The following is a 13089-nucleotide window of genomic DNA, read 5'->3' on the forward strand; positions in this document are numbered from 1 at the left end:
GCGGTGTCGGTGTACCGCCCAGGCAGGCGCGGGCCCGCGCGGCCTGGGCGGCCGCGGGGCGTCGATGGCGCAGAGTCAGCCAGCCAGGGCCGGCGGCGGTGCGCGCGCCTGCAGCGGACGCCAGGGCGCGTCCGCGACGAGAACGAGGGGCCGCTGCGGGACAGGCGGCGGCGAGGAGATCGCCCGCAAGGGCAGGCCGGGCGTCCAGGCCGGCAAGGGCATGAGCACGCGCGCATGGCAGAGCGCGCAGCCCGACGATGTGGGAACGGCATCGGACGTCTCGCCGGCTGGGTCGGCGTCGCCCTCCATGCCGGTACGGGCCACAACTGCCGCGCCTTGCGCCACCGGCAGCGCCTGCATCCCCTGCGCGGTGCAGACCATGAAGGCGTCGGCCGGCGGGCGTGCGCCCTGAGCCTGCACCCCGTTCAGGGCCGGCCACATGGGCAGCAGGAGCAGCAGGCAGTGCGCGAGCAGCAGCCAGCGCGCCACCCTGCCCGGGAAGGGCATCTTGGGTGACGGGCGGCGGCGGGCGTGCATGGACGGTGCTTACTTCAGGCCCAGCACCCAGGTGGCGAGCTTCCGGGCCTCGGCGTCGCTCACCTGCGTATTGGCCGGCATCGGTACCGGGCCCCAGACGCCGCTGCCGCCCTTGAGGATCTTCCGGGCCAGGACATCGGCGGCATCCTTGTTGCCGGCGTACCTGGCGGCCACGTCCTTGAAGGCGGGACCGATCACCTTCCTGTCGACGGTGTGGCAGGCCATGCAGGCCTTGGCGCTGGCCAGGGCCTGGTCGGCACGGGCCGGAGCGCCGGCCAACAGGGCGGCGGCCACAACGAATGCGGCGAAGCGGTCACTTCTGTTCATCGGGGGTTCCATGACCTGAAAGGGTGGAAAAGAGGTTGGGCGACCCCACGTGCCATCGGCCGCGCGGCATCGCACGTCGTACCCGGCCGGCGTGGGGCGTCCAAGGTTCAGTGCGTGTGCTCGCCGTGCGTCATCGGCATGGCATCGTTCTTGAGCGGACGTACCGGCGCCTGGACCTGCACGGTCTGGCGCTTGCCGTCCTTGCCCTCGAACACCAGGCTCAGCGGCACGGTCTCGCCGACCTTCACCTGCTGCTTCAGGTCCATCAGCATCACGTGGTAGCCGCCGGGCTTGAGTTCTACCGCCTTGCCGGCGGGCAGATCGATCGCCGGCACCTGGCGCATGCGCATCACGTTGTCCTGCATGGCCATCTCGTGCACTTCGACCGTGGGTGTCAGGGGCGAACTGGCCGAAACCAGGCGCGTGTCCTGCGGCGACTCCAGCTGCATGAAGGCGCCCGTTGCCTTCTGCTGCGGCACGGTCGCGCGGACCCAGGCGTCCTTGACGGTGACCTGGGCGTGGGCCGCTGCGGCCGCGAAGAGCAGGGCGCCGAGTGCGAGGGGGCGGAATGGGAAGGTCATGCGAAGGCTCCTTGGGTGTCGAGTAAGGGAAGAAGAGCGGGAGAAATGCTCAGGCCGTCTTGGCGAGCAGTTGGCGTACGTCCGCCGCACACTGCTCGGCGCTCAGCTCGTGCCGCAGCACCACGCGCACGCGGCCCTGGGGGTCGTACAGGTAGCTCAATGCCGAATGGTCCATCGTGTAGGAGGCGCCGGTGGGCACCTTGCGGTAGTAGACGCGGAAGGCCTTGGCGGTCTGGGCCGTGCCTTCGACGTCCGTGTACAGACCGAGGAAGCTGGGATCGAAGGCGGCGGTGTAGGCGCGGAGCACTTCGGGCGTGTCGCGCTCGGGGTCGAGGGTGACGAAGATCACCTGCAGTTGCGATCCAAGCGGTCCCAGCAGTTCCCGGATGCGGGACGCACGCGTGAGCGCCGTCGGGCAGACGTCGGGGCACTGCGTGAAGCCGAAGAACATCAGCACTGCCTGGCCGCGGAAATCTGCCAACGTCCGCTCCTTCCCGTCGGGGTCGAGGAGACGGAAGTCCTGGGCGTAAGCGGCGCCGGTGATGTCGACGCCGTTCACGGCAAGGCGCGGTGGGCGAAAACCGTCGCAGCCTGCCAGCATCAAGCCGAGAGGGGACAGCAGACCCGCCTGAACGAAGCGCCGGCGGCTTCTAGGGAATGAGAGGGGGGGCGCCGCGGTGGCCAAGGCCGGCGGGCGCGCAGCCCTTGGCACACAGGCCGAGGGCACGGGAGGGGGAACGTCCATAGGAAACCCAATCGGTGGGTGAAGGCCGGCCAGCGCTGAAGCGGCCGCACGGTCCCGGAGGGTCCGTGCGCCGCAAGCCGTGTGCGAAGGCGCGAATGATGCGAACCGGCTTCCCGAACCGGCGCCACGTCGCCGCCAACCGGCGATGCGACGTCGGGCGGTCAGGCCGTCGGAAGCAGGACGGCGGGCGGACCTCGGGGCGGCAGCGGTGCCCCGACCAGCGCGGCGATGCGCGCGCGAACGATGGGATGGAGCGCGTGCGCCAACGGCTGTGCCTGGGGTAGCGTGGGGAGATCGACCGATGGCGGAAGGCCGGTGGCCAAGCAGAGCGGGCAATCCAGTCCGTGGTGGATCGTTGCCTGCGCCCTGCCGTCGTCATCAACGACGACGAGCTTGACGGAACCACCCTGGGCGCAGACCAGTTCCATGGCCTGGGGCGCGACCCAAGGCGATGCGAAGGCCACGCCCAGCGTCAGCAGCAGCCACGCCAGGACGAGGCGGACCACCGTGGACGAACTGCGCAGCCAATGCATTCGATCATTATCCATAGTGAACTGCATGTGGAGCGAGTTGCCGCCACCCTGGTGAGCGTGTCCACCTGCGACGACACCCAGATCGGCCACGAACTGGCCATGGCCGGCGACATCCCGCGCTTTCCGGCCGACCTGTTCTGAACCGGATGGACGCTCAGCGCTGCTGCCCCCACCGCCGCACCGTCAGCCGCTCCAGCGTGGCAAAGCCCAGGCCTTCCACCAGCAGCCCGATGATCACCACCAGCGCCAGGCCGGCGAAGACCCGGTCGGTGTAGAGCTCGTTGCGGTTCTGGAAGATGTACCAGCCCAGGCCGCCCTTTCCGGAACTGGCGCCGAACACCAGTTCCGCCGCGATCAGCGTGCGCCAGGCGAAGGCCCAGCCGATCTTCAGGCCCGACAGGATGGCCGGCAGCGCCGCCGGCACCAGGATCTGCCCCACGTAGCGCAGGCCGCCCAGGCCGTAGTTGCGGCCCGCCATGCGCAGCGTCTCGGGCACGGCCTGGAAGCCGGCATAGGTGTTGAGCGCCAGTGGCCACAGCACCGAATGCACCAGCACGAAGATCAGGCTGCCCTGGCCCAGACCGAACCACAGCAGCGCCAGCGGCAGCAGCGCGATGGCCGGCAGCGGGTTGAACATCGAGGTCAGCGTGCCCAGCAGGTCGCGGCCCAGCTGGGTGGAGACGGCCAGCGAGGTCAGCAGGAAGGCCAGCCCCACGCCCAGCGCATAGCCCTGCACCAGCACGCCGAGCGAGATGGCGGTCTTGGCCAGCAGCTCGCCGCTGGCGAGGCCCTCGAACAGCGCACGGGCCGTCGCACTGGCCGTGGGCAGCAGCAGGTCCTTGTCCTGCCAGCGTGCCAACAGTTCCCACACCAGGGCCAGCGCCAGCAGGATCAGGCCCTTGCGCAGCCAGGCCTGGCGCCACAGGCGCACGGTCCAGGGCAGCGGGCGTTCGACGGCGCTGGCGGTGAAGGGTTCGAGCGCCTGCTCGTACTCGGGCCGCACGGGCGGCAGCGGCGGCAGGGCCGCGGCCGCTGCGCGGCCATCGGCCGGAAAGGCGGTGGGCGTGCTCATGCCGGGCTCCCTTCGGCGACCGCGGCAGGCGCGTCGAACAGCAGGCGGTGGATGCGCTGCGCCGTGGCCTGGAAGGCCGGGCTGCCCTGGCTGGCCAGGTCGAAGCCGTGGCTGTTGATCTCGGCCCGCATGCGGCCCGGATGCGGCGAGAGCAGCGCGATGCGGCTGCCCACCACCAGCGCCTCCTCGATGGAATGGGTGACGAAGAGCAGCGTGAAACGCAGTTCTTCCCACAGCGCCAGCAGCTCTTCCTGCATGCGGCGGCGGGTGAGCGCGTCGAGCGCGGCGAAGGGCTCGTCCATCAGCAGGACGCGCGGCTGCATGGCCAGGGCACGGGCGATGGCCACGCGCTGTTTCATGCCGCCCGAAAGCTGGTGCGGATGCACGTCGGCAAAGCGGGCCAGGCCCACGCGGTCCAGCCAGTGCAGGGCGCGCTGTTCGGCCTCGCGGCGGCCCAGCGTGCGCGAGGCCAGCAGCGGGAACATCACGTTCTGCTTGACCGTCTTCCACGGCGGCAGCTGGTCGAATTCCTGGAACACGACGATGCGGTCCGGGCCGGGGCCGCGCACCTGGCGGCCGTCCAGGGCGATGTGGCCTTCCGCCGGCGGGATGAAGCCGGCGATGGCCTTGAGCTGCGTGCTCTTGCCGCAGCCCGATGGGCCGAGCAGCACGAAGCGTTCGGCCTGGTGCACGTCGAAGCTGACCTGGTGGGTGGCCCGCACCACGTGCTCGGGCGTGCGGTACTCCAGGCTCACGCCTTGCACCTGGAGCAGGGCGGTGCTGGCCAGGTCGGCGTGGGCCGCGGGCGGCTCGGGCTGGCGGCGCGGGTGGGGCGTTGCGGCGCGTGCCGCGGCGGGTGCGGTTCGCAAGGTGGCGGTGGCGGCGGTCATGGCAGGGGCGTCGACAGTAAAAAAGGAAGGATGGGGTGCGTGGCAGCGGCGGCCGGCTCAGCTGCCCGGGCGGCGCCAGGCTTCCTCGAAGAAGAAGTCCTTCCACGAGGCGGCCTGGTTACGCAGCACCCCGAGCTTGAACAGTTCGTCGGCATAGACCTGGGCGCGCTGGGGCGAAACGGTGAAGTCGTTCTCCGGGTCCTGCACGATGCGGCGCACCAGGGCCGGGTCGAGCCGCGAGTTCTGCACACGGATGAAGGTGTCGGCCGCCGCGGCCTTGTCGGCCTTGACGAACTGCTCGGCCTCGACCAGCGCGTTGTAGAAGGCCTGGTAGACCAGACGGTTCTCGTCGCGGTACTTTTGCGTGGTGTAGAGCACGTTGAAGGTGGCCGGCCCGCCCAGGATGTCGTAGCTGCTGATGACCTTGTGCACCGCCGGGTTGGCGGCCAGGGCCTGGTAGTAGAAGGGCGCGCTCGAGAAATGCGTGTTGATCTCCGAGCCGCCCTTGATGAGCGCCGCCGTCGCGTCGGGATGCGGCAGGCTGACGGAGAGCTCGTCCAGCCGCTTGAAGTTGTCGCGGCCGAAGACCCGGGCCGCCTCGATCTGCAGCACGCGGGACTGGAAGCCCACGCCCGCGGCGGGCACCGCGATGCGGTCCTTGGGTCCCAGGTCCTTGAGCGTGCGCACCTGCGGGTTGTTGCTCAGCAGGTAGTTGGGCAGGGAGCCGAGCGCGGCCACGGCCTTCACGTTCTGGCGGCCGCGGGTGCGGTCCCACATCGTGAGCATGGGCGGCACGCCGGCCGAGACGATGTCCAGCGAGCCGGCCAGCAGCGCCTCGTTCATGGCCGTGGCGCCGGAGATCGAGGACCATTCCACCTCGACCACCGGCACGCCCAGCGCCTTGGCCTGCTTCTCGATCAGCTTGCGGTCGCGCACCACGTCCAGCAGCAGGTAGCCGATGCCGAACTGCTGCGCGATGCGGATGCGGCCTTCGGCGCGGGCAGCCGCGGCGCCGAGGCCCAGGGCGGCCACGGCGCCGGCCTTGAGGAGGTCGCGTCGATGCAGCACACGCACCTCAGTTCGATTGCGCGTTCAGCACGTCGTCGAAGAAATAGTCCTTCACCGACTGCGGCTGGTTCTTGATGGCGCCCACGCGGTGCATGAACTGGCCCAGGGCCAGCGTGTTCTGCGGCTCGGTCTTGAACTGCACCTCGGGGTTCCTGATGATCTTCAGCAGCAGCGCGCGGTCGGTCTTTGCGCCGGTGGCCTTGAGGTAGATGTCGGCCGCCTGCTCGGGCTGGCTGCGGATGAAATGGGCCGCCTCGTCCAGCGCGGCGACGAAGGCCTTGTAGGTCTTGGGGTTCTCGGTGCGGAATTTCTCGGTGGCGTACAGCACCGTGGCCGACGAAGGGCCGCCGAGCACGTCGTAGGAATTGAGCACGATGCGGGCATTGGGGTTGCCGGCCAGTTCCTGCTCCTGGAAGGGCGGGTTGCCGAAGTGGCCCGTGATCTCGGTGCCGCCCTTGATGATGGCCGCGGCGGCGTCCGGGTGCGGCAGCGCCACGCTGATCTTGTCCAGGCGCGCGAAGTCCTTGTCGCCCCACAGCTTGGCCGAGGCCAGCTGCAGCACGCGCGACTGCACCGACACGCCCACCGCGGGCACGGCGATGCGGTCCTTGTCGCCGAAGTCGGCGATGGACTTGACGTTGGGATTGTTGGTGACCAGGTAATAGGGGAAGTTGCCCAGCGAGGCTACGCCCTTGACGTTCTGGCGGCCCTTGGTGCGGTCCCACAGCGTGAACAGCGGGCCGACGCCGGCGCCCGCGATGTCGATGCTGCCCGACAGCAGCGCGTCGTTGACGGCCGAGCCGCCCGACAGCTGCACGAACTCGACCTTGGCGTCGATGCCCGCGGCCTTGGCATGCTTCTCGATGAGCTTCTGCTCCTGCGCCACGTTCAGCAGCAGGTAGACGATGCCGAACTGCTGCGCGATGCGGATCTGGCCTTCGGCATGGGCGGCCAGCGAGGCGGTGGCCAAGCCGGCGGCGGTGAGCACGGCGGCCAGGCGGCGGGTGATGGGTTTCATGGGCTTCCTCTCCAGGATGTGTTGGGCGCGGGTCTTTGTCGGAAGCCGACCTGGGGTCGTCTTCCCGTCCCTGTCGGCCGAGTGAGGCGGCTGTTCGGCCGCCTGGGGTGATCAGAAGGGCTGGTCGCCTTCGATGGTGGTGCGATAGAGCTTGCGCGGCAGGTGGTCGGGCGTGCCCGCGGCCAGGTGGGTGACCGAGCGGTTGTCCCAGAACACCAGGTCGTGCGGCTGCCACTGGTGGCGGTACTGCAGCGCGGGCTGCGTGCTGTGCGCGAACAGCTCGGCCAGCAGCGCCTGGCTCTCTGCCTCGGGCAGGTCCACGATGCGCGTGGTGAAGTGCTCGCTGACGAAGAGTGCCTTGCGGCCTGTCTCGGGATGGGTGCGCACCACCGGATGCACCACGGGCTTGACCTCTTCGAGTTGCGCCGCCGTGAGGGCCGGACGCCAGGGGCTGCGGGCGCGCAGTTCCTCGTACTTGGCCAGGTAGCTGTGCTCGGCCCGCAGCGTGGCCACGCGGGCCTTCAGCGCCTCGGGCAGCGTGTCCCAGGCGGCATGCTGGTCGGCGAAGAGCGTGTCGCCGCCTTCGGCCGGCAGCACCTGCGCATGCAGCAGCGAGCCGAGGCTGGGCTTTTCCTTGTACGACAGGTCCGAGTGCCAGAAGTGGCCGGCATCGCCTAGGCCGATGGGCGCGCCGTTCTCCTTGATGTTCGAGACGATCAGCACTTCGGGATGGCCAGCGAGCTGGAACTTCTTCTGCACATGGATCTGCAGCGGCCCGAAGCGGCGGCTGAACGCCACATGCTGCGCCGGCGTGATGCGCTGGCCGCGGAACACCAGCACGGGGTGCGCCAAGTGCGCGCGGCGGATGCGGGCGAAGTCTTCGTCCAGAAGCGGGCGGCCGAGGTCGAGGCCCACCACCTCGGCGGCAAAGCTGCCCGGCAGGGGCCGGATGTCGAAATCCTGCAGCAGGGAGTGGGCGTCGTCGAGAAGGGCGTGGGCGGTCATGGCCAGAGCGTGGGGTCGGGGCCACCGGGGCGGTGGCGATGGACATGACTCTAGGGACGCGCCTTCGATGCGGGAACGACAGAGTTCTCGCTTGCTAACAAGGGAATCGTCTAAGGCGGAAAGCGAGTTTGCTCATGCGCGAAGCGAGCAAGCGCGCAGGGTGGCACCGGGGCACGCGCAGCCGTGGCGCAAATGCATCATTGGCGATGATGCAATTTTCCGGGATTTGGCGAAGGGTTCTATGATCTGCATCATGCCGATTGATGCAGTTCTTTCGACGGTTGGCGGTTTGGCCTCGCTGCAAGGCGGATACCCCTTTCGTGGCTCCATCGAGGAGTCGGCGAACGGCGGCACCCTGGCTGTGCAGATGAAAGATGTCGATCCCGACCACGGCGTCAACTGGTCGGGCGTCATCCGCACCTCCCTCGCCGGACGCAAGCAGCCGGGCTGGCTCAAGGCCGGCGACGTGCTCTTCGTTGCCAGGGGTGCACGGTTCTATGCCGTCTGCATCGACGAGCCGCCGGGCGCTGCCGTCTGCAGCCCGCACTTTTTTCTGCTTCAGGTGCTGCGTGGGGCCGCACTGCTGCCTGCCTTCTTGGCGTGGCAGATCAACCAGCCGCCGTTCCAGCGTCAGCTTCAACAAGCCGCTGAGGGCAGCGGCCAGTTGAGCATCCGCCGCCCCGTGCTGGAATCGCTCGCGCTGACCGTGCCGCCGATGGCAGACCAACAACGCATCGTGGCGCTGGCGGACCTGGCCCGCCAAGAGCGCCGCACCCTCCACCAACTCATCCGCAACCGCGAGCAGCAACTCCATGCGCTTGCGGAAGGTCTGGCGCAAGCCGCCCAGCCCGCTCACTGAACACCCCGGAAAGCCATCTCGTGAACGACACCCTCAGCACCATCGCCCCGGTCAGCCAGGACGACATCAATGCCGCCGTCTGGTCAGCCTGCGACACCTTCCGCGGCACGGTGGATCCGAGCATCTACAAGGACTTCGTCCTGACCATGCTCTTCCTCAAGTACGTGTCGGATGTCTGGCAAGACCATTACGACGACTACAAGAAGCAGTATGGCGACCACCCCGAGCTGATCGAGGAAATGCTCAAGAACGAGCGCTTCGTGTTGCCGGCCCGCGCCAGCTTCTATGCCCTCTACAACCTGCGTCACAGTCCGGGCAACGGCGAGCGCATCGACAAGGCCCTCGACGCCATCGAAGACGCCAACATCACCAAGCTGCGCGATGTGTTCCAGGACATCAGCTTCAACTCCAACAAGCTGGGCGACGAACAGCAGAAGAACGACATCCTGCGCCACCTGCTGGAAGACTTCGCCAAGCCGGCGCTGGACCTGCGCCCCAGCCGTGTCGGCCAGCTCGACGTGATCGGCAACGCCTACGAGTTCCTCATCAAGAACTTCGCCTCCACCAGCGGCAAGAAGGCGGGGGAGTTCTACACCCCGCCCGAAGTCTCCACGCTCATGGCGCGGCTGATGGCGCCGCAAGAAGGCGATGAAATCTGCGACCCCACCTGCGGCTCCGGCTCGCTGCTGATGAAGTGCGGCCGCCTGATCCGCCAGAACACCGGCTCACGCAAGTACGCGCTCTATGGGCAGGAAGCCATCGGCAGCACCTGGGCGCTGGCCAAGATGAACATGTTCCTGCATGGGGAGGACAACCACCGCATCGAATGGGGCGACACCATCCGCAACCCCAAGCTGCTCGACGGCAAGGCCAGCCTCAAGCACTTCGACATCGTGGTGGCCAACCCGCCGTTCAGCCTGGAGAAGTGGGGCTTCGACGGGGCCGATGCCGACAAGTTCAGCCGCTTCCGCCGGGGCGTGCCGCCGCGCACCAAGGGCGACTACGCCTTCATCCTGCACATGATCGAGACCATGAAGACCGGCACCGGCCGCATGGCGGTGGTGGTGCCGCATGGCGTGCTGTTCCGTGGTGCGGCCGAGGGCCGCATTCGCCAGCGGCTGATCGAAGAGAACCTGCTCGACGTGGTGATCGGCCTGCCCGAAAAGCTGTTCTATGGCACTGGCATTCCCGCCGCCGTGCTGGTGTTTCGCAAGAACAAGGCCGACGACAAGGTGCTGTTCATCGACGCCAGCCGCGGCTATGAACCTGGCAAGAATCAAAACGTCCTTCGGGAGAAGGAGGACCTGGATCTCATCGTTGAAACAGTCCGTGCACGGCAGAGCGTGGACAAGTACGCCTACCTTGCCTCGCCGGCCGAGATTGCCGAGAACGACTTCAACCTCAACATCCCACGCTACGTGGACACCTTCGAGGAAGAGGCCGAAATCGACCTGATGGCCGTGCGCAGGGAGCGCGAGCAGCTGAAGACGGAGTTGGCCAGCCTGGAGGCCCAGATGGCCGTTTACCTGAAGGAGCTGGGCTATGAGTAAGCCTGCCGGCGCCGCCGGCAAGGCGAAGGCCAGGCCCGCGAAGTCGCTGCCTGCCATCACGCGTTCCTCGGCGGCGGAGTATCTGACCTTCGTGGCCGCGGCGGGCCAAGGCGGCGTCGAGGCCCTCTATGCGGATGAAAACGTCTGGTTGACCCAGAAGATGATGGGGCAGCTCTACGACGTAGAGACGCCGACCATCAACTACCACCTCAAAAAGGTGTTTGCCGATCGGGAGCTGGTCGAGGACGCAGTTATTAGAAATTTTCGAATCACTGCCACCGACGGCAAGACCTACGACACCAAACACTACAGCCTGGGCGCCATCATTGCCGTGGGCTACAAGGTCAACTCCGAGCGGGCGGTGCAGTTCCGCAAGTGGGCCAGTGGCATCGTCGAGTCCTTCACCATCAAGGGCTTCGCGATGGACGACGAGCGCCTGAAGAACGACGGCTCCCTCCTGACGAAGCAGTACTTCGAAGAGCAGCTGCAGCGCATCCGGGAGATCCGTCTTTCCGAGCGCAAGTTCTATCAGAAGATCACCGACATCTATGCCACGGCCGTCGACTACGACCGCCAGTCCCAGGCCACCCACCGCTTCTTTGCCACCGTGCAGAACAAGCTGCACTGGGCCATCCACGGGCAGACCGCGGCCGAGGTGATCTACAGCCGCGCCGACGCCAGCAAGGACCACATGGGACTGACGGCCTGGAAGGACGCGCCGCTGGGCAAGATCCAGCGCTTCGATGTGGTGGTGGCCAAGAACTACCTGAGCGAGCGCGAGATGGCGCAACTGCAGCGCCTGGTGTCGGCCTATCTGGACCTGGCCGAAGACATGGCGCTGCGGCAGATCCCGATGACCATGCAGGACTGGGAGACGCGCCTGAATCGCTTCATCGAAGCGACGGACCGAGCGGTGCTGCAGGACGCGGGCAAGGTGACGGCGGAGATTGCCAAAGCCCATGCGGAAAGCGAGTTCGAGAAATACCGGGTTGTGCAGGATCGGCTGTTCAAGTCGGACTTTGACCGGCTGTTGGAAGGACAAGGCATTGCGGATGAGCTGGCTGCGGCCGAGGCATTGCCACAACCGCCGAAGAAGGGGGGGCGCGATGCTGCCTGAAGGATGGAGGATCACTACGGTTGGCCAGAGCTGCGCAATCAGAAACACGTTGCGTTTCCCATTGAGTGCGGCAGACCGAGCAGGCATGCAGGGCCCATATCCTTACTTTGGTCCCACTGGGCAGCTGGATTCCATTAACCACTATCGGATTGATGAACCATTTGCCCTGATCGGCGAGGACGGTGATCACTTCCTCAAGTTCCGAGATCGCCCAATGACTATCTACTTTGAAGGCAAGGCGAACGTCAACAACCATGCACATATCGTTGGTGACTCTAAGGAGTCCACCCTGAACAATTCCGTTCTCAGCCGTAGGCAGTGCGGTTGTTGAGCGAATGGGCAATCAGCGCGGCCACAACCGCCTGCACGGACAACCCGATGCGGGCGCAATAAAGCCGCAGCGCGGCCAGGATCAGGCGCAGGTTATGGCCGGCGCCGCACATCACCGCGTGCAGCGCATCGCCCAGCGCACCCTTGAGCGGGTTGCGAGCGAGGCGACCGTCCATCTTCATGTGACCGATGGCCGGCTCGATGGCGCTTCTTCGCTTGATCATGGCCTTGAGGGTTTTGGTCATGCCGCGCTTCTGGCCCGAGCGCAGGATGCGCACGCCATCGATCTGCACGCCCTGGTAGCCCTTGTCCACGATCGCGGTCGCCGGCGGCCTGTCCGTGCCGGTGAGGATGCCCACCTGCTCCAGCGTCTCGGCCAGCGTGTGACCATCGTACGGATTGCCCGGCATGGAGCGCATGCCCACCACCAAACCCTCTTTCAACGTGGTGGCGATGCTGACCTTCACGCCGAACTCGTACGGCGTCCTGGCCTTGCCTTTGGAGATGCACTCCACCTCGGGCGCGTGCAGGGCGTACAGCTTGTTCTTGTCCTTCGTGCGCTGGGCCAGGATGCGGCCGGTGCGCTGCAGCAGATCCTGAACCCGGGCTCTGCCCGCCTCGGGCAACTCGTGCAGTTGGCGCTGCACCTCGCGATGCACGCGGCCCACTCGGGTGCGCAGCGTGCGCACGGCCTTCTTCATGCGCTTGAACTGCTTGGCGTGCGCGTAGCGACCGATCTGCGCGGCCAGGCGCGGTGCCACGCGGTTGTAGTTCTGGCGCAGCCGCAGCCCGTTGTCCTCAGCGGCCTTGACCAGGTGCTGGCGGCTCCTGTCCAGCAGCCGGCTGTCGGTGGGATGGGCAATGGCCTTGGGCATCACCGTGGTGTCCACGATGACCTGCTGCACGCTGGCTTTCTGGATCACGCCACCACGCCGGGCGGCGTCGATGCTGGCGGCCAGCAGCGCTTCAACGCCTTCTTCCCCCACACGCTGGCGCCAGCGCGTCAAGCTGGACGGATCGATAGGCGCTTCGGTCTGCAGGTAGGTCTCGCCGCAGAAGAACTGCCAGTACGGGTTCTCGACCCAGGTGTTGACCACGGCTTCGTCGGAAGCATCGAAGGTGTGCTGCAGGTACAGCAGCCCGGCAATCAGGCGCGGCGACAACGCAGGGCGGCCACGCCCGCAGGTGAACGAGACCGCGAACGTGCGCTCGATCTCGGCCCAGTCGATCAGCGTCGCCAGCCTGAGCAGCGGGTGCTTCATGTTGATTTGCTCGTCCAGCCTTGGACGGAACAGCTCGGCCGTTTGCGGCTGCGAAGGCTTCGGACCCATCAGACTCCTCGGAGGAATTTGCAAGAAAACAGACTGTGCCGAACCAATACATTGCAAATCCCGCGCCTGGCAAGCCGCGAAACTTCGCGCAAGATCAACGGCTTACGGGTTGTTCAGGGCGGACTA

General features: G+C 67.0%; 15 protein-coding genes. 4 read left to right on the forward strand and 11 right to left on the reverse strand.

What is annotated here, in order from left to right:
* Nucleotides 1-75: 75 nt before the first annotated feature.
* The 5 genes from NS331_RS04980 to NS331_RS05000 all read right to left on the reverse strand — a co-directional run bounded on the left by NS331_RS04980 (nucleotide 76) and on the right by NS331_RS05000 (nucleotide 2723).
* Nucleotides 76-537, reverse strand: coding sequence for a DUF2946 family protein (locus NS331_RS04980; protein WP_153012749.1), 462 nt, complete (start codon nucleotides 535-537; stop codon nucleotides 76-78).
* A gap of 9 nt (nucleotides 538-546) precedes the next feature.
* Nucleotides 547-864, reverse strand: coding sequence for a c-type cytochrome (locus NS331_RS04985; RefSeq protein WP_058640908.1), 318 nt, complete (start codon nucleotides 862-864; stop codon nucleotides 547-549).
* Nucleotides 865-971: 107 nt separating this feature from the next.
* Nucleotides 972-1445, reverse strand: coding sequence for a copper chaperone PCu(A)C (locus tag NS331_RS04990; protein ID WP_058640909.1), 474 nt, complete (start codon nucleotides 1443-1445; stop codon nucleotides 972-974).
* A 49-nt stretch (nucleotides 1446-1494) separates the two neighbouring features.
* Entirely contained in the window at nucleotides 1495-2190 is a 696-nt protein-coding gene (locus NS331_RS04995) for an SCO family protein (RefSeq protein WP_082702259.1), read from the reverse strand.
* Nucleotides 2191-2351: 161 nt separating this feature from the next.
* A complete protein-coding gene (locus tag NS331_RS05000) occupies nucleotides 2352-2723 on the reverse strand; it encodes a DUF2946 family protein (RefSeq protein WP_058640921.1) in 372 nt (123 codons plus the stop codon).
* Here NS331_RS05000 and NS331_RS26575 point away from each other — a divergent pair.
* Nucleotides 2718-2864 carry a hypothetical protein gene (locus NS331_RS26575; RefSeq protein WP_193758046.1) on the forward strand — a complete coding sequence of 49 codons (147 nt, stop codon included), beginning with the start codon at nucleotides 2718-2720 and terminating at the stop codon, nucleotides 2862-2864. The genes NS331_RS05000 and NS331_RS26575 overlap by 6 nt on opposite strands.
* Before the next feature lie 13 nt (nucleotides 2865-2877).
* Here NS331_RS26575 and NS331_RS05005 read toward each other — a convergent pair whose 3' ends face one another.
* From NS331_RS05005 to NS331_RS05025, 5 genes are all read right to left on the reverse strand, one after another.
* A complete protein-coding gene (locus tag NS331_RS05005) occupies nucleotides 2878-3795 on the reverse strand; it encodes an ABC transporter permease (protein ID WP_082702260.1) in 918 nt (305 codons plus the stop codon).
* Nucleotides 3792-4685, reverse strand: a complete 894-nt coding sequence (locus NS331_RS05010) for an ABC transporter ATP-binding protein (protein WP_082702261.1) — start codon at nucleotides 4683-4685, stop codon at nucleotides 3792-3794. Before NS331_RS05010 ends, NS331_RS05005 begins: the two co-directional genes overlap by 4 nt.
* A gap of 57 nt (nucleotides 4686-4742) precedes the next feature.
* On the reverse strand, nucleotides 4743-5750 hold the full coding sequence (locus NS331_RS05015) for an ABC transporter substrate-binding protein (RefSeq protein ID WP_153012750.1): 1008 nt from the start codon (nucleotides 5748-5750) through the stop codon (nucleotides 4743-4745).
* 10 nt (nucleotides 5751-5760) lie between these two features.
* The gene (locus tag NS331_RS05020) at nucleotides 5761-6771 is read right to left on the reverse strand and encodes an ABC transporter substrate-binding protein (RefSeq protein ID WP_058640912.1); all 1011 of its coding nucleotides are present in this window, start codon (nucleotides 6769-6771) and stop codon (nucleotides 5761-5763) included.
* Nucleotides 6772-6882: 111 nt separating this feature from the next.
* A complete protein-coding gene (locus tag NS331_RS05025; RefSeq protein WP_058640913.1) occupies nucleotides 6883-7776 on the reverse strand; it encodes a TauD/TfdA dioxygenase family protein in 894 nt (297 codons plus the stop codon).
* A gap of 241 nt (nucleotides 7777-8017) precedes the next feature.
* On the opposite strand from NS331_RS05025, the gene NS331_RS05030 reads away from it, so the two are divergent.
* From NS331_RS05030 to NS331_RS05040, 3 genes are read left to right on the forward strand one after another with little or no spacing between them, the layout of a single operon-like run.
* Nucleotides 8018-8635, forward strand: a complete 618-nt coding sequence (locus tag NS331_RS05030) for a restriction endonuclease subunit S (protein WP_242873654.1) — start codon at nucleotides 8018-8020, stop codon at nucleotides 8633-8635.
* Between the two features lie 20 nt (nucleotides 8636-8655).
* Complete coding sequence (locus NS331_RS05035) at nucleotides 8656-10185, forward strand: type I restriction-modification system subunit M (RefSeq protein WP_206597314.1); 1530 nt, start codon at nucleotides 8656-8658, stop codon at nucleotides 10183-10185.
* On the forward strand, nucleotides 10178-11302 hold the full coding sequence (locus NS331_RS05040) for a virulence RhuM family protein (protein ID WP_058640914.1): 1125 nt from the start codon (nucleotides 10178-10180) through the stop codon (nucleotides 11300-11302). Before NS331_RS05035 ends, NS331_RS05040 begins: the two co-directional genes overlap by 8 nt.
* Before the next feature lie 305 nt (nucleotides 11303-11607).
* On the opposite strand, the gene NS331_RS05045 is transcribed toward NS331_RS05040, so the two are convergent.
* Nucleotides 11608-12963: an IS5 family transposase gene (locus NS331_RS05045; RefSeq protein ID WP_058640915.1), complete on the reverse strand. Its 1356-nt coding sequence runs from the start codon at nucleotides 12961-12963 to the stop codon at nucleotides 11608-11610.
* Between the last annotated feature and the right edge of the window lie 126 nt (nucleotides 12964-13089).

The sequence above is a fragment of the Pseudacidovorax intermedius genome, from assembly GCF_001476815.1.
GTDB lineage: Bacteria > Pseudomonadota > Gammaproteobacteria > Burkholderiales > Burkholderiaceae_C > Xenophilus > Xenophilus intermedius_A.